Origin of the sequence: Achromobacter sp. 2789STDY5608615 (assembly GCF_001298995.1) — a bacterium.
Lineage (GTDB): Bacteria > Pseudomonadota > Gammaproteobacteria > Burkholderiales > Burkholderiaceae_B > Achromobacter > Achromobacter insuavis.
The window spans coordinates 112,193-132,090 of the sequence record NZ_CYTY01000005.1 but is presented as its reverse complement, the minus strand read 5'-3'; the positions used below and the strand labels follow the sequence as shown (position 1 = coordinate 132,090).

General features: G+C 67.8%; 18 protein-coding genes, 1 tRNA gene and 2 pseudogenes. 11 read left to right on the top strand and 10 right to left on the bottom strand.

Annotated features, from left to right (window positions below):
- Positions 1-6: 6 nt before the first annotated feature.
- On the bottom strand, positions 7-1,602 hold the full coding sequence (locus AOZ49_RS06130; RefSeq protein ID WP_054433538.1) for a sensor domain-containing diguanylate cyclase: 1,596 nt from the start codon (positions 1,600-1,602) through the stop codon (positions 7-9).
- Between the two features lie 11 nt (positions 1,603-1,613).
- Complete coding sequence (locus tag AOZ49_RS06125) at positions 1,614-2,255, bottom strand: TetR/AcrR family transcriptional regulator (RefSeq protein WP_054433539.1); 642 nt, start codon at positions 2,253-2,255, stop codon at positions 1,614-1,616.
- Positions 2,256-2,370: 115 nt separating this feature from the next.
- Between AOZ49_RS06125 and AOZ49_RS06120 the strand changes: the two genes are divergently transcribed.
- From AOZ49_RS06120 to AOZ49_RS33355, 5 genes and pseudogenes are all read left to right on the top strand, one after another.
- A complete protein-coding gene (locus AOZ49_RS06120) occupies positions 2,371-3,117 on the top strand; it encodes an SDR family NAD(P)-dependent oxidoreductase (protein ID WP_054433540.1) in 747 nt (248 codons plus the stop codon).
- 265 nt (positions 3,118-3,382) lie between these two features.
- Positions 3,383-3,458 (top strand) — tRNA-Lys (locus AOZ49_RS06115).
- Positions 3,459-3,795: 337 nt separating this feature from the next.
- On the top strand, positions 3,796-4,293 hold the full coding sequence (locus AOZ49_RS06110; protein WP_156355605.1) for a sigma-70 family RNA polymerase sigma factor: 498 nt from the start codon (positions 3,796-3,798) through the stop codon (positions 4,291-4,293).
- Between the two features lie 7 nt (positions 4,294-4,300).
- Positions 4,301-5,296, top strand: a complete 996-nt coding sequence (locus AOZ49_RS06105; RefSeq protein ID WP_054474622.1) for a DUF4880 domain-containing protein — start codon at positions 4,301-4,303, stop codon at positions 5,294-5,296.
- Positions 5,297-5,909: 613 nt separating this feature from the next.
- A pseudogene (locus AOZ49_RS33355) lies at positions 5,910-6,125 on the top strand (TonB-dependent receptor plug domain-containing protein); the annotation flags it as partial.
- On the opposite strand, the gene AOZ49_RS33350 reads toward AOZ49_RS33355, so the two are convergent.
- Positions 6,026-6,283, bottom strand: a complete 258-nt coding sequence (locus AOZ49_RS33350) for a hypothetical protein (protein ID WP_231690258.1) — start codon at positions 6,281-6,283, stop codon at positions 6,026-6,028. The pseudogene AOZ49_RS33355 and the gene AOZ49_RS33350 sit on opposite strands and share 100 nt — an antisense overlap.
- A 41-nt stretch (positions 6,284-6,324) precedes the next feature.
- Here AOZ49_RS33350 and AOZ49_RS32910 point away from each other — a divergent pair, with 41 nt between their 5' ends.
- Positions 6,325-7,869 (top strand): TonB-dependent siderophore receptor, encoded by a 1,545-nt coding sequence (locus AOZ49_RS32910; protein ID WP_197286705.1) that lies wholly within the window; start codon positions 6,325-6,327, stop codon positions 7,867-7,869.
- 20 nt (positions 7,870-7,889) lie between these two features.
- Here AOZ49_RS32910 and AOZ49_RS06095 read toward each other — a convergent pair whose 3' ends face one another.
- Positions 7,890-8,513 carry an FMN-dependent NADH-azoreductase gene (locus AOZ49_RS06095; RefSeq protein WP_054433544.1) on the bottom strand — a complete coding sequence of 208 codons (624 nt, stop codon included), beginning with the start codon at positions 8,511-8,513 and terminating at the stop codon, positions 7,890-7,892.
- 301 nt (positions 8,514-8,814) lie between these two features.
- On the opposite strand from AOZ49_RS06095, the gene AOZ49_RS06090 reads away from it, so the two are divergent.
- From AOZ49_RS06090 to AOZ49_RS06080, 3 genes are all read left to right on the top strand, one after another.
- The gene (locus AOZ49_RS06090) at positions 8,815-9,474 is read left to right on the top strand and encodes an HAD family hydrolase (protein ID WP_054474621.1); all 660 of its coding nucleotides are present in this window, start codon (positions 8,815-8,817) and stop codon (positions 9,472-9,474) included.
- A 166-nt stretch (positions 9,475-9,640) separates the two neighbouring features.
- Complete coding sequence (locus tag AOZ49_RS06085; protein WP_054433546.1) at positions 9,641-10,288, top strand: YiaD family glycine zipper/OmpA-like lipoprotein; 648 nt, start codon at positions 9,641-9,643, stop codon at positions 10,286-10,288.
- Positions 10,289-10,408: 120 nt separating this feature from the next.
- The gene (locus tag AOZ49_RS06080; RefSeq protein WP_054433547.1) at positions 10,409-10,735 is read left to right on the top strand and encodes a 4a-hydroxytetrahydrobiopterin dehydratase; all 327 of its coding nucleotides are present in this window, start codon (positions 10,409-10,411) and stop codon (positions 10,733-10,735) included.
- Positions 10,736-10,740: 5 nt separating this feature from the next.
- On the opposite strand, the gene AOZ49_RS06075 is transcribed toward AOZ49_RS06080, so the two are convergent.
- The 6 genes and pseudogenes from AOZ49_RS06075 to AOZ49_RS06050 all read right to left on the bottom strand — a co-directional run bounded on the left by AOZ49_RS06075 (position 10,741) and on the right by AOZ49_RS06050 (position 15,753).
- Positions 10,741-11,196, bottom strand: coding sequence for a MarR family winged helix-turn-helix transcriptional regulator (locus AOZ49_RS06075; RefSeq protein WP_054474620.1), 456 nt, complete (start codon positions 11,194-11,196; stop codon positions 10,741-10,743).
- Positions 11,193-11,414, bottom strand: a complete 222-nt coding sequence (locus tag AOZ49_RS06070; RefSeq protein ID WP_054433549.1) for a hypothetical protein — start codon at positions 11,412-11,414, stop codon at positions 11,193-11,195. The genes AOZ49_RS06075 and AOZ49_RS06070 overlap by 4 nt, the downstream gene beginning before the upstream one ends.
- A complete protein-coding gene (locus AOZ49_RS06065) occupies positions 11,411-13,045 on the bottom strand; it encodes an FAD-dependent monooxygenase (RefSeq protein ID WP_054474619.1) in 1,635 nt (544 codons plus the stop codon). Before AOZ49_RS06065 ends, AOZ49_RS06070 begins: the two co-directional genes overlap by 4 nt.
- A 124-nt stretch (positions 13,046-13,169) precedes the next feature.
- Entirely contained in the window at positions 13,170-13,868 is a 699-nt protein-coding gene (locus AOZ49_RS06060; protein ID WP_054474618.1) for a DUF6776 family protein, read from the bottom strand.
- 157 nt (positions 13,869-14,025) lie between these two features.
- Positions 14,026-14,713, bottom strand: a pseudogene (murU, locus tag AOZ49_RS06055) (N-acetylmuramate alpha-1-phosphate uridylyltransferase MurU).
- Entirely contained in the window at positions 14,713-15,753 is a 1,041-nt protein-coding gene (locus tag AOZ49_RS06050) for an aminoglycoside phosphotransferase family protein (protein ID WP_054433553.1), read from the bottom strand. The pseudogene murU and the gene AOZ49_RS06050 overlap by 1 nt, the downstream one beginning before the upstream one ends.
- 168 nt (positions 15,754-15,921) lie before the next feature.
- Here AOZ49_RS06050 and AOZ49_RS06045 point away from each other — a divergent pair, with 168 nt between their 5' ends.
- Both AOZ49_RS06045 and AOZ49_RS06040 read left to right on the top strand, forming a co-directional pair.
- The gene (locus AOZ49_RS06045) at positions 15,922-18,315 is read left to right on the top strand and encodes an LPS-assembly protein LptD (protein WP_054474617.1); all 2,394 of its coding nucleotides are present in this window, start codon (positions 15,922-15,924) and stop codon (positions 18,313-18,315) included.
- Positions 18,312-19,886 carry a peptidylprolyl isomerase gene (locus AOZ49_RS06040; protein ID WP_054474616.1) on the top strand — a complete coding sequence of 525 codons (1,575 nt, stop codon included), beginning with the start codon at positions 18,312-18,314 and terminating at the stop codon, positions 19,884-19,886. The genes AOZ49_RS06045 and AOZ49_RS06040 overlap by 4 nt, the downstream gene beginning before the upstream one ends.
- The last annotated feature ends 12 nt before the right edge of the window (positions 19,887-19,898 follow it).

Sequence of the window (19,898 nt, the reverse complement as noted above, 5' to 3'; positions counted from 1 at the left end):
GCGGCGTCAGCGCGGCAGCGCGAGGCGGGCGCCGTCGCGCGCCTGGTTGTCGGCGACGCAGACCGCGTTGCGGCCGTGGTTCTTGGCGTAGTAGAGGGCGCGGTCGGCGCGTTGGATCACTTCGTCCAGCGTGGCGCCGTGTTGCGGATAGCAGGCCACGCCGGCCGACAGCGTGATCGGCGCGGGCAGGCCGGTCTCGGTGCCGAGCGCTTCCAGCTTCTGACGCAGGCGCTCGGCCGTGGCCACCGCGGCGGCCAGCGGCGACCCCGGCATCAGCATCACGAATTCCTCGCCGCCGCTGCGCGCGACCGTGTCGCCGCTGCGCGAGCCTTCGGTCAGCAGCGCCGCCAGCACCTGCAGCGCGCGGTCGCCGGCGGCGTGGCCGTAAAGATCATTGACGTTCTTGAAGTGGTCGATGTCCAGCGCCACGATGGCCAGCGGCGTATCGGCCGCCTGCAGCAGCGCCATGGCCTCGTTCAGGCCGCGCCGGTTCAGCAGCGACGTCAGGGTGTCGGTGGTGGATGCGCGGCGCAGGTCGCGGATCTTGTGCTGGATCGACGTCAGCCCCATCAGCAGGGCGCGCTTGAGTTGCGAGGCCTCGAAATACCACGAGCGCACTTTGCGGATGCGTTCGGCCGAATCGGGATCCTGCATGTGCTTGGCGATGCTGGCCAGTTCCCCGAGCGGGCGGGCGATCCAGCGCGACAGCAGCCAGATCAGCAGGATCGAAATCAGCAGCAGCGGCAGGGTGTTGCGCGCGGTCGCCATCAGCAGGTCGTTCAGGGGCAGCAGGGTGCTGGCCACCGGCCGCTGCGCGATGATGGTCCAGCCGGTGCTCGGCACCGGCGCGTAGCCGGCCAGGATCTCGGCGCCCGTTGCGTCGGTGAAGCGCGCCTCGCCGGTCTCGCCGCGCAGCGCCGCGGCCAACGCCGTCTTGTTCGCGGACATGCTGCCCAGGCGGCTGCGGTCGGGGTGATAGATCAGCGTGCCGTCGCGCGCCAGCACGTACAGCAGCGAGTCGTCGCGGTTGAAGTGCTGGCCCAGCAGGCGGTCCAGCACGTTGTCCTCGTGCAAGTAGAGCGTGCCGGCGATATAGCCGAGATAGCGATAGTCGCGCGAAAAGATCGGATGCGTGTACAGGATCAGCCAGCGGCCGGTGCTGGCGCGGAAGGGTTCGCTGATGAACGGCCGGCGCGTGGTCAAGGCGGTCCGGGCGGCGTCGCTGGTCATCTGCTGGCCCATCAGCTGCGGGTAGGAGGTCGACACCGCCAGCACCTTGCCCTGCGCCGACACCACGAAGCTGGAATTGAAGTGGCCCAGCTGTTCTTCCTGGCGCCGTGTTTCCGACGTCATGAGTTCCGGATGGGTCTCCATGTCGGCCAGCATGTCGGCGCTGTAGGCCAGATGGCGCCGCAGGTCGCCGAGGAAGTATTCCGTGGTGGCCGCGAGCTTGGCGGCATAGACGCGGTTGCTCTCGAGCGCGTTGTGCAGCAGCAGGTCGCGTTGCACCAGGTAGCTGGCATGCAGACCCGCGGCCAGCACCAGGAAGATCGACAGCAGGCTGATCCAGAGGATGAGGCGCCGGAGGTCGATGCGGAGCATGGGAGGGCCCGTCAGGCGTGGGCGCGGCCTGGGGGCAGGCCGGAAGGGGGCATGCCGGCGAGCGCGTCCCAGGCGCACATCGCCTGGCGCGCGACCGCTTGCAAGGTCTTGCGGCTGGCGCCGTCGCGCGCCTGGATCGACATTCCGTGCAGGATGGTGGTGTAGAACGCCGCCAACCCTTTCAGGTCGGTGCCGGCGGGCAATTCGCCGGCGGCGGCGCCGGCGGTCAGGCGGGCCAGGATGCGGCCTTGCATTTCGCGGCGGTTGTCGCCCAGGAACACGCCCACGCCGGCATCGGTGTCGGCGCCGGACGGCGCGCCCAGCACGATCAGGCAGCCCGGCGGCGCGCCGGGCGTGGTGAAGCGTTCGGCCGCCGCCAGCAGCATGCCGCAGATGCCCGCGCGGGCGGTGGCGGCGTCGGTCAGGGCGCGGCGCGAGGCGGCGCCATCGGTGTCGCGGTAAAGCTGCACCGCTTCCCGAAATAGTCCTTCTTTTGAGCCGAATGCGCCGTAGAGGCTGGGCGAGTTGATGCCCATCGCGGCCGTCAGATCGGTTAGCGATGCTCCTTCATATCCCTTCGACCAGAAGACTTCCATGGCCTTGCGCAAGGCCTGGGCTCGGTCGAAGTTCCGGGGGCGCCCACGTTCTGCCATGAATCCGATTTTACCTGCGAGAGCTATTTTGTGTTGATTGATAAAAAAATCATTGACGCCTGGCCGCCGTCGGTTGATGATATTTGTACTGAACACTACAAATTAAGGTAGACCCATGCAGAACCTGAACGGAAAAGTGGCCTTCGTGACCGGCGGCAGCCGCGGCATCGGCGCGGCGATCGTGCGCCGCCTGGCGGCCGAAGGCGCGGACGTGGCCTTCACGTACGTCAGCGCCGCGTCGCGCGACACGGCGCAGGCATTGGCGCGCGAACTCGAAGCGGACGGCCGGCGCGCGCGCGCCATCCAGGCCGACTCGGCCGATCCGGCGCAAGTGCGGCGGGCGGTGGAGCAGGCCATCGGCGAACTGGGGCCGGTGGACGTGCTGGTGAACAACGCCGGCATCTTCCTGGCCGGCCCGCTGGACGAGGTCACGCTGGAGGACTACGACCGCACGATGAACATCAATGTGCGCGCGCCTTTCGTCGCGATCCAGGCGGCGCAGGCCGCGATGCCGGATGGCGGCCGCATCATCAACATCGGCAGTTGCCTGGCCGAGCGCTCGGGCCGCGCCGGCGTGACGCTGTACTCGGCCAGCAAGTCGGCGTTGCTGGGCATGACCCGCGGCGTGGCGCGCGACCTGGGCGCGCGCGGCATCACCGCCAACGTGGTGCATCCGGGCCCGATCGACACCGACATGAACCCGGCTGCCGGCGAGCACGCGGGCGACCTGGTGGCGGTGCTGTCGTTGCCGCACTACGGCGAAGTGCGCGACATTGCCGGCATGGTGGCGTTCCTGGCCGGTCCCGACGGACGCTACGTGACGGGCGCGAGCCTGGCGGTGGATGGCGGGTACGCGGCGTGATCCGCGGCGCGATCCCCAGCCCCGTCTACGCGGCCTGATGCCGCGGCGCGCCGCGCGTGACAGGCGGCCCGTTTCGGCGGAAGGCCGGGAGCGATCGGCGGCTCGGCTGCGAGAGGCCTGCGACTTTTTTTGCGGCCGATCGGCAATCGACTTGCACAAATAAAAAAAGGTCCCTATAATCTCGCTTCTTCGCTGGTTAAACACAACAACGCAGCGGCAACAACGCGAAAGCGGCGTTACCCAAGCAGTTGTGAATGAACATGCAGGGCTGTTAGCTCAGTTGGTAGAGCAGCGGACTCTTAATCCGTAGGTCGAGTGTTCGAGCCACTCACAGCCCACCAGAATTTCAAAGGCCGTCGACGTTCAACGTCGACGGCCTTTTTCATGTCCCGCGCGATCCCGTGTCGTCCCGTCGCTCGTCGGGCGCCAAAGCCAGGCCTTCAACGCCAATCCCCCACGCGATACACCACAACAGCCGGACACCAACGACGGCCAGCACGGCACGATCATCGTCGTTGCATGCGAACGCAGGCCATCAATGCGGCGTACATGCCACAACACACATCAGATTTCGTCTTCCGGCTTGGAGGATTCGAAACAATGCGAATAAGATTGATTATTGATTGTGAATAGTGCCGTCTTCCTCGCATGTCCCCGCCTCCAAGCACAGAGGGGGCTCTGTGCCCTGATTCCCAGCAGACCGTCTCCGACCTGTACCGCGCCCATCACTCGTGGTTGACCGGTTGGCTGCGCGTGCGCGTGGACGACCGGCATGACGCCGCCGACCTGGCGCAGGACACCTTCATCCGCGTGCTGCAATCGAACGTGGCCGCCACGCTGCGCGAGCCGCGTTCCTATCTGGCGACCATCGCGCGCGGCCTGCTGATTGATCTGTGGCGCCGCCGCGCGCTCGAGCAGGCCTACCTGCAGGTGCTCGAAAGCCTGCCCGAGACGCATCACCCGTCGCTGGAGGAGCGGGCGCTGGTCATGGAGCGGCTGGTCCGCCTGGACCGCATGCTCGACGGCCTGGGCCGCAAGGTCAAGGCGGCCTTCCTGATGGCGATGATCGAGGGCGCCTCCTATCCCGTGATCGCCGCGAGCCTGGGCGTGTCCGTGCGCACCGTGGGCGACTACATGGCGCGCGCCATGGCGCGCTGCTGCGACATACTGGATTGACCGCGCCATGATCCGGACTGCGAAAGCGCGTGAGCGCGAATCGGCGCGGCAGGCCGCTCAATGGTTTGCCCGCCTGATGGCGCCGCAGCATGACGAACAGATGCGCGCCGCCTGGCAGCAATGGCTGGAGGCCTGTCCGGAGAATCGCCAGGCCTGGACCAAGGTCGAGGCGGTGCAGCGCTGCTTTTCGGATGTGGCGTGCAAGCAGGTCGCGATGGCGACCCTGCAGGGCACCGACAGCGGGCGCAGGCAGATTTTGCGCCTGGCCGTGGCGGGCGCCGCCTGCCTGCCCCTGGGCATGCTGGCAATGCAGGCGCCGCAGGCCTGGCGTCGTTGGAATGCCGAATTCAGCACCGCGGTCGGGCAGATCTCGCGGTTGCCCTTGCGGGACGGCATGGTGGCCGTGCTGGATACGGACAGCGCCGCCGACGTGGTCTACGACGAGGGCGCAAGCCGGATCCTGCTGCGCAACGGCCGCGTGTATGTCAATGCGGCGGGCGAGCGCGGCGACGCCTCGTTGGCGGTGGTGGTGCAGACCGAATTCGGCGACGTGCATGCCGCGGGCGCTGAATTTGTCGTGTGTGTCGGTGACGGCCATGGCCAGGTGCGGGTCAACGCGCAGGCCGTGCGCGTCGTGCCGCGCGACGGCCGGGCGGGCGCGCGCCAGGTGGACGCGCACCAGTGGGCGGACTTCTCCGCCACCGAGGTCGCGCCGCCGCGTCATGTGCGCAGCGAGTGGTTCGCGGCGTGGCGCACGGGATCGCTGGTGGCGGTCAAGATGCCGCTGGGCCAGTTCGTCGCGCGCCTGCGCGCCTATCGGCCGGGCTGGCTGCTGCTGGATGACAGCCTGGCGGAACTGCCGGTGTCGGGCACATTTCCGCTGGCGAACGCCGATCTTGCCCTGGATGCGCTGGAGAACAGCTACCCGGTCGAGATCCGGCGCATGACGCGCTACGTCACGTGGATCGTTCCCCGCGCCAGGGGGCCGATCCGTTCGGTCTGATACATCTTGTTTCCAATCGAGGTTCCGGTTGGCGAGTCCTGGATCGGCCTACCAGGAAGCCATTCACTCAGCCGGATTTTCCTCGATGCCCCTCTTCACTTCGCCTGTCCAAGCCGCTTCCCCGTCCCGCGCCGTGTTGACGCCCAGGCGGCTGGTCCTGATCCTTGCCGCCGCCTGGTCGTTGCAGACGTCCGTGGCGCACGCGCAGGCCGCGCCGGCCGCCGCCGGCGCTTCGCAGCAGCATTACAGCCTGTCCGCCGGTCCGCTGGTCGATGTCGTCAACCGGTTCGCGAGCCAGGCGGGCATTGCGCTGACGTTCGATGCCGACGCGCTGCGCAATGAGTCATCGTCCGGCGTGCAGGGCAGCTATGGCGTGGAGGACGGACTGCGGCAGGTGCTGGCCGGCACGCGCTGGCAGGCCCGCCGCATGGCCAATGGCGCCTACATCCTGGAGACGCGCCCGCTGGCCAGCGGCGACGCGACCGTGCTGGCGCCGGTCAGGATCACCGCCCAGGGCTTCAATCCGGCCTCGACCGAAGGCTCGGGCGCCTATGGCGGCTCGGCCACCACGATCTTCAAGGGCGCCCAGTCGGTGCGCGACACGCCGCAGCCGGTGACCATCGTGTCGCGCCAGTTGCTCGACGACCGCAAGCTGCCGGATCTGCACGACGTGCTGCAGAACGTGCCCGGCGTCACCGTCGACTACACCGACAGCGAGCGGGTGAGCTACTACTCGCGCGGCTTCGCCATCGATTCGCTGCAGGTCGACGGCATGAACATGTACCAGGCCGGTTCGAACTTCATCCAGCCCGACACGGCGGTGCTCGACCGGGTCGAGATCCTGCGCGGGTCGGCCGGCATCCTGCGCGGCTCGGGCAATCCGTCGGCGACGGTGAACCTGGTGCGCAAGCGTCCGACGCGCGAGTTCCAGGCCAGCGCCGACGTGATGGTGGGCTCGTGGGACCGCCGCCGCGCCGAGGCCGACATCTCGGGGGGCCTTCAACGACAGCGGCACGCTGCGCGGCCGGGTGGTCGCGGTCGCCGACAACAAGGACTTCTTCCAGGATGCCCGCTACGAGCACCGCAAGGTGTTCTACGGCGTGCTGCGGGCCGACCTGACCGACCGCACCACGCTGACCGGGTCGTTCCAGCATACCGAGCTCAAGGCCACCGGCGCCTGGGGCGGGCTGCCGCGCGGTTTCGACGGCTCGGACCTGAAGCTGGGCCGCAGCACCTACCTGGGCGCGGACTGGAACCACTGGAACCGCTACAACGACCAGGCCATGCTCGAACTGGAGCACCGCTTCGACGGCGGTTGGGAAGTGAAGGCGACCGCGATGAACACGCGCTTCCGCTATTTCGACGGCGGCTTCAAGCAGTCGTACATCACGCGCGCCAGCACGACCAATCCCTATCTGTACAACGTCACGACCTCGATCTATCCGAGCAGCGCCAGCGACCAGAACGGCGTTTCGCTGACCGCCAATGGTCCGGTCGAACTGTTCGGGCGCACGCATCACCTGACCCTGGGGGCCGAGAGCAGCTACGTGCGGCAGACCAATTCCAGCGGTTATTTCAATGTGGGGCCGAAGAACAACATCGACATCCGCGACTGGGATCCGTCGAGCACGTATCCGGAGCCGCAGGGCACGACCGGCGGTTCGTTCTACGAAGCCAGCAACAATCGCACCAAGCAGCAGGCGCTGTACGCATTGGGCCGCATCTCGCTGGCCGATCCGCTGACGTTGCTGGTGGGCGCGCGCGCCACGTGGTGGGACTATGAAGTGCTGCAGGGCACGACCCAGTACAGCATCGACCGCGAGATCACGCCGTATGCCGGCCTGGTCTACGACCTCAACGAGAATTTCAGCGTGTACGGCAGCTACAGCGAGATCTTCACGCCGCAGCAAGCCTATGACAGCGGCGGCAATCTGCTGGAGCCGATCCGCGGCGAGGACTACGAGGCCGGCATCAAGGGCGCCTTCTACGATGGTCGCCTGAATGCCGCGCTGTCGGTGTTCCGCATCAACAATGTGGGCCGGGCCATGGACGACGCGGGCAGCGCCAATCCTTGCCTGCCCAATTACCCCACGGGCTATTGCAAGGTCGCCGGCGGCAAGACCCGCAGCGAGGGGTGGGAACTGGAAGTGAGCGGCGAGGTCACGCCCGACTGGCAGATCATGGCCGGGTATACCAACACCCGCACCAAGTACCTGAGCGATTCGACCGCCAGCAACGTCGGCCAGCCGATCCGCACGCTCGACCCGCGCCACCTGCTGCGCGTGTTCACCACCTATCGCCTGCCGGGCCAATTGCGCGGGTTGACGCTTGGCGCCGGGGTGCAGGCCCAGAGCGACACCTACGCCAGCGCGCGCGGCATCACGGCGCGCCAGGCCGGGTTCGCGATCTACAACGCGATGGCGAGCTACGACTTCAACAAGAACCTGCGCCTGCAGCTGAACGTCAACAACATCTTCGACAAGGTCTACTACAAGAAGGTCGACGCCACCGGCATCAGCAACTACTACGGCGACCCGCGCAACGTGATGCTGACGCTGAGCGCGCGCATGTGATGCGGGCGGCCGGCGCGGCGCTAGAACTCGCGCGCGATCGCGGCCGCCCGGACCTTGGCCTGCGCGATGGTGTCCGCGCCCAGGGCGTCCCAGGTGTGCTCGACCATCAGGCGCCGGACGTCCTTGACGCCGATGAACTTCAGCCAGAAGTCGAGGTAGTCGGCCTGGTGCGCGAAGCCGGGGCTGGCCGGGTAGGCGGCCGGATCGTGGCTCTGGCCGCGCACGTGGATCACCAGGGCGCGCGGGATGCTGAGCAGCGGGCTGTAGGCCTGGCCGTCGAAGCCGAACAGCATGCCGCGCTGGCTGACCAGGTCGATGAGCTGCTTGAGCTTGTAGGGATAGTCGAAATTCCACATCGGCACGCCGAGCACGATCCGGTCCGCCTGCTGGAAACGGCCGGCGAGCTCGGTGATGCGGGCCCAGATCGTGGTCTCGGCGTCGTCCAGCGGGGTTTTCGAGACGCCCTTGTACTTGGCGCCGATCGCCCGGCTGTCGAAATCGGGCAAGTCTTCTTCCCACACATTCAAGGTGTCGACCTCGAGACCGGGGTGGGCCTGGCCGCAGGCGGCCAGGAACGACTGGGCGATGGCGATCGACGCCGAGCGGGCGCCGCGAGGCGAAGACACGATGTTCAAGAGACGCATGCTGCGAGGTCCGGAGGTGGGCGGCGCGGGGCAGTCCGCTGCCGACGCGCCCGATGGTTGAATAATTGCAATTGCAATCGTTTGGCGGACGATTGTATCGTTGCCCGATGGAATTGCAAATGCAATTGCCGGGACTCCGATGGGACCGTCGTCGCGCGGCGGGCGTGTCCCGACGTCCGGGCCGCATGGCTGGCGGGCGCGGCCGGATTAAGCCTGGACTGAATGGTGATTGCATCCAGGCTAAATCACGGCGAGCGATGCCGTCTCTATAGTGACGGCATCGAATCCAAGGAGTGCCGCCATGCCCGTAGTTGCCCCGTCCGCCGCCTATCCCCGCGCGGTGCTGTTCGACCTGTTGACCGCGCTGCTGGATTCCTGGACGGTATGGAATGCCGCGGCCGGCTCGGAGGCGCGTGGCCGCGCCTGGCGCGCCGAGTATCTGCGCCTGACCTACGGCTGCGGCGCGTACCAGCCCTATGAGCAACTGGTCGAGGCCGCCGCCTCGGCCGTGGGGCTGCCGGCCAGCGCGCCGGCGGCGCTGGAGGCGGGATGGGAGCGGCTGCCGGCCTGGGACGGCGCGCGCGAGTTGTTGCAGGCGCTGCGGCCGCATTGCCGGCTGGGGGTGGTCACCAACTGTTCGCGGCACCTGGGCCATCGCGCGGCCGCCCTGCTGGGGGTGGACTGGGACGTGGTGGTGACCTCGGAAGAGGCGGGCTACTACAAGCCGGATCCCCGGCCCTACCAACTGGCGCTGGCGCGGCTGGAGATCCCGCCCGCGCAGGCGGCGTTCGTGGCGGGCTCGGGCTACGACCTGTTCGGCACCAGCAAGGTTGGGCTGCGCACCTATTGGCACAACCGTGTGGGCCTGGCCCTGCCTGAAGGCGCGCCGGCGCCGGAGGCGCAGTCGCCGCGATTGGATGACGCGCTGCCGTGGCTGGCCGGGTTCGGGAGCGGGCACTGAGGGCGTATCGGGATTGAACGGAGCCCTGGCCGGGCCGGCAACGGGGCGTCCGGCCTGGCGCGGTACAAAATGTTGCGTACCTTTGGGTCACGCAGGGGGCGGGACTGGCCTTAACATGATTCAGCCGGCATCGTGCCGGCGCACCGACAGGATCGTGGAGGTTGTCATGCAATCAAGAACAATGCTCAAGCGTATCGCTGTAGTCGCGGCAACGGGTGTGCTGGTGGCGGGGTGCGCCACGCAGCAGCAGACCAACACCGCGGTGGGAACCGGGGCGGGCGCGGCCGTGGGGGCCGGCATCGGCGCCCTGATCGGCCATGGCACCGGCGCGGCGGTCGGCGCCGGCATCGGCGCCGTGGCCGGCGGCCTGATTGGCTACAACTGGAAGGTGGTGAAGGAAGACGTGCAGCAGTCGGGGGCGACCTCGCTGGGCATCGACGTGGTCGAGATGCCGGATGGCAGCCTGAAGGTCAACATTCCGAGCAACGTGTCGTTCGATACCGACAAGACCGCCCTCAAGCCGGCGCTGCTGCCGGTGCTGGACAGCGTGGCGCGCTCGCTCAACCAGCATCCCGAGCTGCGCGCCAAGGTGGTGGGCCACACGGACAGCACGGGCTCGCTGGCGCACAACCAGACTTTGTCGGTGAACCGGGCGCGCAGCGTCACGGACTATCTGTCGCGGCAGGGCGTGGCGGCGACGCGGCTGACGATCGAAGGGCGCGGGCCCAACGACCCGATCGGCGACAACGCCACCGCCGACGGCCGGGCGCTGAACCGCCGGGTCGAGATCTACCTGTACGCGGTCAAGCAGTAGTAGCATGCGGGCGCCGCGCCCGCCGTGCGCCGGCGGCATGCCGCCGGCCGCGATGGCGCGCCGGGCCGTTGCCGGCGCGAACGGCGCGGCGCTCTTTCCTGGCCTTTCCTGGAGTTCGCCATGAGCATGTTTCCCCCTGCCCGTATCGGCACCGACATCGCGGTCGCGGCCCTGTCCGGTTGGCAGGCCGTCGCGATGCGCGACGCGATCGAAAAGCGCTTCCGCTTCGCCAATTTCAACGCCGCCTTCGGGTTCATGGCGCGGGTGGCGATGTTCGCCGAGAAGCTGAACCATCATCCCGAATGGACCAACGTCTACAACCGGGTCGACGTGATGCTGACCACGCACGATGCCGGCGGCGTGACCGAGCTGGACGTGCGCATGGCGCAGTTCATGGACGAGGCCGCCGCGCAGATGGGCGCCACCACGCCGAAAGCGGCGGCGTAGACGGATCAGTCCTCGCGCGCGCCGGATGGGTCGCGCTGGTGCGCGATCAGGCGGTCGAGCATGTCGCCCAGCTGGCGCTGCTCGTCGGCGCTGAGGCAGCCGAAGATTTCCTGGTTGCGGCGCGCGATCAGGTCGATGATGCGCCGGTAATGCGCATCGCCGGCCGTTGTCAGCGACAGCACTACGCCGCGGCCGTCGGCCGCCGAATCCTTTTTCTCGATCAGGCCGCGTTCGACCAGGGCCTGCGCCGAACGGCTCGCCTGCCCCTTGTTCAGGTTGGCGGCCAGCGCCAGGTCGTTGACCGATAGCGGCGCGTAGCGGCCGATCGCGGCCAGGCAACGCGCTTCGCCCAGCGGGATGCCGCAGTCTTCCAGGTAGGCACGATTCGTGTCGCGGTCGGTGATCTTGTTGATCACGTGCAGGCGGTAGGTCAGGAATCGTTCGAGGGCGGGCGTGGTCACGTCGGGTGGTCGGCGGTGGCGGCGGGATAGTGTGCCACAGGGGCGGCGCAGGCCGCCTCGGCCTGCGCCAGCAGGGCCGTGGCGGCCTGGGCATCGGGCAGGCGCGCCAGCGCCGACAGTCCCAGGATCGACAGGAACAGCGGCGCCTGCGCGGGGCCGACGCGGGTCAGGGTCTGCGCCATCAGGGTGTAGACCTGGTCCAGTTCATCGTTGCTCATGCTTGCGGCTCCTGCGGCGAGGGTTCGATCATCGGGTAGTAAGGCGCCAACGCGGCGCGCAGGACGCGTTCGTCCGCCGTGGCCCAGCGGCCGAGCACGTAGCCGTCCGGCCGCAGCAGCCAGATCGTGCCGGGCTGGGCGCCGAAGCGCTCGCGCAGGTGGCGGTGCGGGTCGCGCCAGGCGCCGGGCGCCGGTCCGTCCACGGCGATGGCCTGCAACGGCCGCGGGCTTTGCCGGGTGGCGGCCGCGAGCGCCTGCAGGTTCCGGGCCGCGGCGGCATCGGGGGCGCAGGCCAGCAGCACGAAGCCCTGGCCGAAGCAGGCGCTGAGGTAGCGCGGCGCCGCGTCGGCATCGGCCAGCAGCAGGTCGGGCGCGGGCTGTCCGGGGGCGGCGGCAGGATGTTGGTCCTGTGCGCCGTCGGCCAGGTTCAGCGGCGAGCCGTCATACGAGATGGGCGCGGACTGGCGCGGGTTGATCAGCGGGCGCGCGCGCTCGTCGGTCAGCGCCAGCCGCAGCGCGGCTTCGCGCATCAGGCGGAAGCCGAAATCCGGCGGCGCCATGAATTCGGTGCTCTTGGCGCCGTAGGCCAGGTTCTGGCGGGTGGCGTGGACGCGCTCGCCGCTGTAGCTGTCGAGCAAGTGTTCGGACGCCTGGCCGCGCAGCACCCAGGCCAGTTTCCAGGGGAGGTTGCCGGCGTCGTCCAGTCCGGAGTTCAGGCCCCGCACGCCGAAGATCGGCACCAGGTGGGCGGCGTCGCCCGCGAACAGCACGCGGCCGTGGCGGTAGCGCTCCAGCGTCAGGCATTTGGCGTTGTAGAGGGAGATCCAGAGCGGCTTCCACGGCGCCGTCTCGCCAATCATGTCGAGGTGGCTCTGCACCCGCGGCAGCACGTTCTCGGGCTTGACCGCCTCGGCGGCATCCTCGTCGTCGCGGATCTGGTAGTCGACGCGCCAGACGTTGCCGGGCTGGCGGTGCATTAGCAGGGTGGAGCCGGGATTGGAGGGCGGATCGAACCAGGCCAGCCGTTCGACGGGGCGGTCGGACGCCTGTTCGATATCGACGATCACGTAGCGGCCTTCGTACTGCATGCCTTCCAGCTTCAGGCCCAGCGCGTCGCGCACGCTGCTGCGGCCGCCATCGCAGGCCACCAGCCAGTCGGCGCGCACGGCGTGGCGCTGGCCGTCGATCTCGGCCTCGACGTCCACGCCGTCGGGGCCCGGCCGCACCGCGATGGCGCGGGCGGACCATTGCAGTGTTGCGTGGCCGGGCTGACGCAGCATGGCCTGGTGCGCGTATTCCTCGACGAAGTACTGCTGGATGTTGACCATGGGCGCGAAGCGCTGCGTCGGGTCGTGCGGCATTTCGAAGTGCAGCACTTCGCGGTCGCGATAGTAGCTGCGGCCGCCGCTCCAGGGCAGGCCGGTGGCGGTCAGCGCCGCGTCGGCGCCGGCCCAGCCCAGGATTTCCTGCGAGCGGCGCGAGATGCAGATGGCGCGGCTGCCGCTGCAATAGCCGTCGTCGGCCTCGAGCGTGAGCGAGGCAATGCCGTAATGCGCCAGCAGCGTGGCCAGGGTGAGCCCGACCGGACCGCCGCCGACGATCAGGACGGGCACGCGGGCGGGTGGCGTCATGGTGTCTCCGGGATATTGGTTGTTTACGCAACTATATCGCCGAGTTAGTTGTGTGCGCAACTATTTCGTCGGATCAAAAAAAACCCGCCGGGGCGGGCGGGTTCTTCTGACGGGGCGGTGAAGCTCAGTTGCGCACGTAGTAGATGCGCATGGCCTGCTGCTTCTGGCCGCCGTCCATGACGCGCAGCACCACGACCTTGGGGGTGAAGCCGTCGGGCAGCTTCAGCTGGCCCAGCGCGTAGTCGTAGCGGTCGACGTTGAGGGTCGGGCCTTCCGGGGTGATGGTGGCGGCGCGGCCGTTGGGGTAGCTGCCGTCGATGGAGAAGGTGAGCGTGCCCTTGAACGGCGCGCCATTGCGCTCTTCGCGCATCACCAGCACCTGGTAGTCGAGCAGGCCGGGCTGGCGCTTGAAGGTGGCCGAGCGGATGCCCAGGTTGCCGCCGCGGGGATCGGGCGGCATGGCGTCCTGGAACAGGACCAGTTCCTTGTTCAGGGTTTCCAGCTTGGCGCGGGTGTCGGCCAGGTCGGTGGTGAGTTTTTCGTGGCCGGACTTGTTGGCGTCGCGCTGCTGCGTGGCTTCTTCGAGCTGGCTTTGCAGGCGCTGGTTCTCGAGCTTGGAGGCGCTCAGTTCGCTGTGCAGCTGCTCGGATTGTTCCACGGTCAGCCGTTGCGGGCCGTAGTTGGTCTGCAGGAAGAGCACGCCGCCCGCGCCCAGGGCGATGCCCACCAGCAGCAGGACCAGCCAGCGCGGCATGCGGCGCGTGCGTTGGCCGGGTTGGTATACGGAGGGCTTGAATACGGCCCGTTGCGATCTTCCAAACATCCCCATTCCTAGAAAACGTCCTGTGTGTTGCCTGGCCGGGCGCAGCGCGCACTGGCCAAAGCGTCAGAGAATACCCGGTTAACCCGGGGCGATGGGCGCGCGGACAAGCCTCGTTGCGCACCTTGATATTGTGAAATATGTGGGCATTGGTCGGGCCTCACCGCGCGCCGGCACGGAGTTCGGCGTCGAGGTCGGCCAGCCGCTGGGGGGGTGCCGATGTCGGCCCATCGGCCGGCGTGGCGGGCGCCGCGGACGCGGTCCTGTTCCATGGCTTGCCGGAGCAGGGGCGCGAGCCGCGCGGCGGTGCCGCGGGCAATGTCCGCGAACAGCATGGGATGGTAGACGCCGATGCCGGAAAAGGTCAAACGGGCCTCGCCGCCGTCCTCGACCCGGCCGTCGGCCGTGAGGGTGAAATCGCCATCCGGGTGCTGCGGCGGGTTGTCGGCCATCAGCAGCCAGGCGCCGGCGGGCGGCAGCGCGGCCGCCAGGGCCGGCGCGGCGGCGGGATCCCAGTCGCACCAGATGTCGCCGTTGATCACCAGGAACGGGTCAGGCCCCAGCAGCGGCAGCGCCTGGGCGATGCCGCCGGCGGTTTCCAGGGCGGTGGCCTCGGGCGAGTAGCGGATCCGCAGGCCGAAGGCCGCGCCGTCGCCCAGCGCGCGCTCGATCTCGTGGCCGAGCCAGGCGTGGTTGATGACTACGTCCTGGAAGCCGGCCGCGGCCAGCCGTTCCAGGTGCCAGGCGATCAGGGGCTTGCCGCCCACTGGCAGCAGCGGCTTGGGCAGGCGGTCGGTCAGCGGGCGCATGCGTTCGCCGCGGCCCGCGGCAAGGATCATGGCCCGCATCAGAAGGTGTATCCGACGCTGACCTGCCGGTCGTCGAGCTGGTCCAGCAGGCGCAGCAGGGGCGTGAAGACGCCATAGCGCTGCGCCACCTGACGCACGTAGCCGTTCACGCGGGGCATGTGGGCCAGGTAGTGGGCCTTGCCGTCGCGGTGGTTCAGGCGGGCGAAGACGCCCAGGATCCGCAGGTTGCGCTGCAGGCCCATCCACTCATAGGCGCGATGGAATTCGGCGAAGTCGGCGTCGACCGGCAGGCCGGCGGCGCGCGCCATTTCCCAGTAGCGGATGGCCCAGTCGAGCTGTTGCGGCTCTTCCCAGGTGGTGCGGGCGTCCGTCACCAGCGACGCCAGGTCGTAGGTGATGGGGCCGGCCAGGGCGTCCTGGAAGTCGATGACGCCGGGATTGGGGCCGTATTGCGGCTGGTCGCAGACCATCAGGTTGGGCGAGTGGTAATCGCGGTGCACCAGCACGGTGGGCTGGTTGCCGTTGCTGGCCGAGAGCAGCGCGAAGATTTTTTCCAGGGCCTGCGCGGTCTTGTCGTCGAGCGTGGCGCCATGGTGCTTCTGCACGTACCACTCGGGGAACAGCTTGAGTTCGTCGGCCAGCCGCCCGGTGTCGTACCGGGCCAGGCCGGTGGTCCGGGCCTGCTGCAGGCGCACCAGCGCCGCCAGGGCGTCGCGGTACATCGATTGCAGGCGGGCGTCGTCCACGCCGTCCTGGATGCGCTGGTAATAGGTCTGCTCGCCCAGGTCGGACAGCAGCAGCAGGCCCTGGTCGAGGTCCTGCGCGATCACGTCGGGCACGTTCAGGCCGGCGTCGCGCAGCAACTGGTCCACGTGCAGGAACGGGCGGCAGTCCTCATGCTGGGGCGGCGCGTCCATCACGATCAGGGTGCGGCCGGCGGCGTCCAGGCGGAAATAGCGGCGGAAACTGGCGTCGGCGGAAGCGGGGCGCAGGCTGTCCACCGCCAGTCCCAGGGCGGCGGGCAGGCCTTGCAGCCAGGCGCGGATCTGCTCCAGGCGGGGGTCATGATCGTTTTTCAAGGAAGATCCGTGTCAGAAGGGCAAGATTGCGGAAAATTGGGTTGCGCGCACATAAGGCTGGGCGTCTGGCGCGGCTTCTCTATAATACCGGCTCGTTTCCGTTAGCATGGGCCCTTGCCGGGCGCCCTTGCCTGGTTCCCCCATCGTCAAAAAGGGCTGTTTTCACTCGTGCGCAAGGTTCGGTGGTTGATCCTATCTGCTATCAGCGTCGCCGGGGCCGTTCAGGCCCAGGGCAGCCAAGGTTCGGCTCCCTCGTCGACGTCGATCACCGCGGCCCCTGAGCTGCGCACGTCCCCCGGGCTGCGGGTGCACCGCCTGCCCGACGGGAACATCCCCGCCTATATGGAAGCGGACACCATCGAGGGGGATCCGGATTCCGACCTGACCCTGACCGGCGCGGCCCAGGTGCGCCGCATCGACGGCGTCATCAAGGGCGACCGGATCAATTACCGCAAGGACACCGGCGAGGTGGACGTGCAGGGCAACGCGCGCATGATGCGCGACGGCACCCTGGTCACCGGCCCCAACGCCAAGTTCAACGTCGACAAGTATTCCGGCGAAGTCGAGAAACCGAATTTCTGGCTGGGCGCCACCGGCGGTTTCGCCGTGGCCGAACACGCCGACATCTTCAGCAAGTCGCAGATGCGGCTGCATACGGTCACCTACAGCGGCTGCTCGTGCGAGACGCCGTCGTGGTACATCAAGGCCAAGACGGTCGACATCGACTTCGACGAAAACGAAGGCGTGGCCCGCAACGGCGTGCTGTATTTCAAGGACGTGCCGATCCTGGCATCGCCCTACATGACCTTCCCGGTCAAGAAGGAACGCAAGTCGGGTTTCCTGATGCCGACGTACGGCACCACCAGCAAGGGCGGTTTCGACTTCTCGCTGCCGTACTACCTGAACCTGGCGCCGAACTACGATGCCACGATCCAGCCGCGTTACTTCTCCAAGCGGGGGCTGCAGATGGGGGGCGAATTCCGCTATCTCCTGCCGAACTCCACCGGCAGTCTGTACGGTGCCTTTCTGCCCAACGACACCATTACCGGTGAGAACCGCTGGATGTACTGGTGGCGTCATCAGCAGTTGCTCTCGAATGGGTTCTACGCCGATTGGGATGTCGCCAAGGTCTCGGACGACAACTATTTCCGGGATATTTCCCAATTGGGTCTGAATCAGGCCTCCACAACCTATCTGCCTCAGCGTGCGCGGGTGGGCTGGGGGTCGACCTACTGGAGCGCGTACGCTCAAGTCTACAAATATCAGACCTTGCAAGATCCGGATGCACTGCTGACGCCGCCTTACGACAAAGAACCGGAAATTTATCTGCGCGGCGCGCGCTACGACTGGGGTGGTTTCGACGTGGATTGGACGTCCACGGCGGTGCGCTTTAGCAAGCCTTTGCTGCTAGGCCGGCGCAATGGTCCCAACGGGGACCGTCTGCAGAGCTATCCCTCGGTGTCGTATCCGATCGTTCGCCCAGGTTGGTTTGTTGTGCCTAAGGTCGGGGTGAACTACACCCAATATCAAACTAATTGGTACAGCGGTGATTGGCTTGGCCTGAACTCGGGGACGGCAAATGCAGGCACGGCTTTTGGCTACCCACGCTCTCAGTCGCGTACGGTGCCGATTATGTCGCTTGATACCGGGCTGATCTTCGAACGGGACACTACGCTGTTCGGCAAGGCATCGACGCAGACCCTGGAGCCGCGGTTGTACTACTTGCGAGTGCCGTACCGCGATCAGTCAAAAATTCCGGTTTACGACACCTCCCTGTCCGACTTCAGCTTCTCGCAGGCGTTCGACGAGAATATCTATACCGGTGGCTGGGACCGTATTTCCAACGCCAACCAGTTGACTGCCGCGCTGACGACGCGCTGGCTCGACGCCTCCACCGGCTTCGAGCGCGCGTCACTGGCGGTGGCGCAGCGGCTGTACTTCGCTGACCAGCAAGTGACGCTGCCGGGCGAGACGCCGCGCGAGAACGTGCGTTCCGACTTCCTGGTGGGCGCCAGCGCCGCGCTGACCGACACGTTCACGACTGACGTGGCGGCGCAGTACAACCCCTATGACAACCGCTGGTCGCGCACGTTGCTCAGCGGCCGCTGGTCGCCGCAGCGCCTGACCACGGTGGCGCTGGCCTATCGTTACCAGCGCGACCCGCAGACCGGCGTGGCCTACCAGCCGCAAGGCCAGAACCAGATCAGCCTGGCCGTGCAATGGCCGTTCACCAAGCGCTGGTATGGCGTGGGCCGCGTCGATTACTCGCTGCGCAATGGCCCGTCCAGCACGGTCAGCGGCACCACCGATTCCCCGCGTATCACGCAGGCCATCGCCGGCCTCGAATACAAGGGCGATTGCTGCTGGGTCGGCCGGATGGTGTTCCAGCGCTACGCTGTGTCCGCCACTGACGCCAACACGGCGCTGTTCTTCCAGCTGGAGCTGACCGGACTGGGTTCCCTGGGAACCGATCCGATGAACCTGCTGAACAGAAGTATCCCCGGTTACTCGCGCATCACCCCGCCTGTGCCTGCCGGGACCACATTTGAAAGGTATGAATGATGCGTAGGTTGCACTCTTTGCGTCGCTTCTCCGGCAACGCGCTGTTGCTGGCCGTTTGCGCCGCTTTCTCCGCCGCGCACGCGGCCGAGCCGAATGGCAAGGGCGCCAAGAATGCGCCGGCCGCGCAGAAAGCCGCGCCGCCCGTCGCCGGAGAGCAGTTCGTCGACGGCATTGCGGCCGTGGTCGACAAGGACGTGATCACCCTGCGCGAATTGCGCGACGCGTCGCTGCGTATTGCCGGTGAGCTGAAGGCGCGCGGCATCCAGGTGCCCGACGACAAGACCCTGCAGCACCAGGTGCTGCAGCGGCTTATCATGGAACGGGTGCAGCGTCACGAGGCCGATCGTCTCGGCATCCGCGTCGACGATGCCCAGGTCGATCAAGCCATCAAGACCATCGCCGAGCGCAACAAGATCAGTGCGGCGCAACTGCGCCAGGAAATCGAGAAGTCCGGCACGACCTGGGACAGCTACCGCAAGTCCCTGAAGGACGAGATCCGTTCCGATCGCCTGCGCCAGCGTGCGGTCGACTCCAACATCGTCATTTCCGACGCCGAGGTCGACGCCTTCCTGAAGGACCAGCGCCGCAATCCGGCGTTCGCCGCCGCGCCCCAGTCGGCGCAGCAGGCCCAGCCGCAACCGCAGCCGGAAGCCGCGCCCGAGCAGGCCGCCGCGCCGGCCGGCCCGATGCTTTACGCCGTGGCGCAGATCCTGGTGCGCGTGCCGGAAGGCTCGTCGCCCGACCAGCTGGCCGCGTTGCGCAAGAAGGCCGAGGACCTGCTGGCGCGCGCCAAGCGCGGCGATGATTTCGCCAGCCTGGCGGCCGCCAACTCGGACGGCCCCGAAGCCCTGCAGGGCGGCGTCATGGGCGTGCGTCCGCTGGACGGCTGGCCCGACCTGTTCGCCAAGGCCATCGGCAACCTGCAGAAGGGCCAGGTCTCGACGCTGCTCCAGAGCGGCAACGGCTTCCACATCCTCAAGGTGATGGACCGCGGCACCGCGCAACCGGCGCCCAGCCGCACCGCCCGCGCGCCCGCACCGGCGCCCGCGCCGCAGCCGCGTCCGCAACCCCAGGCCCAGGCGCCGCAGGGTCCGGTCGAAGTGATGCAGACGCATGCGCGCCACATCCTGATCAAGACCTCGACCGTCATGAGCGACGAGCAGGCCCGCCAACGCCTCGAACAGGTGCGTCAGCGCCTGGTGGCCGGCGACGCCAAGTTCGCCGACATGGCGCGCCAGTACTCGCAGGACGCGACCGCGCCGCAGGGCGGCGACCTGGGTTGGCTCAACCCGGGCGAAACCGTGCCGCCGTTCGAGGCCGCGATGAACGCGCTCAAGCCGGGCGAGATCAGCCAACCCATCCAGACGCCGTTCGGCTGGCACCTGATCCAGGTCGAAGAGCGCCGCCAGCACGACGCCACCGACGACCTGGCCCGCATGAAGGCCCGCCAGACCCTGTTCGAGCGCCGCGCCCAACCCGCTTTCGAAGATTGGCTGGACCAGCTGCGCGCCCAGGCGTACGTGGATAACCGTCTCGAGAAGCAGGACCGTATCAACCAGAACAACCGCTGATCGCAGCCCGGG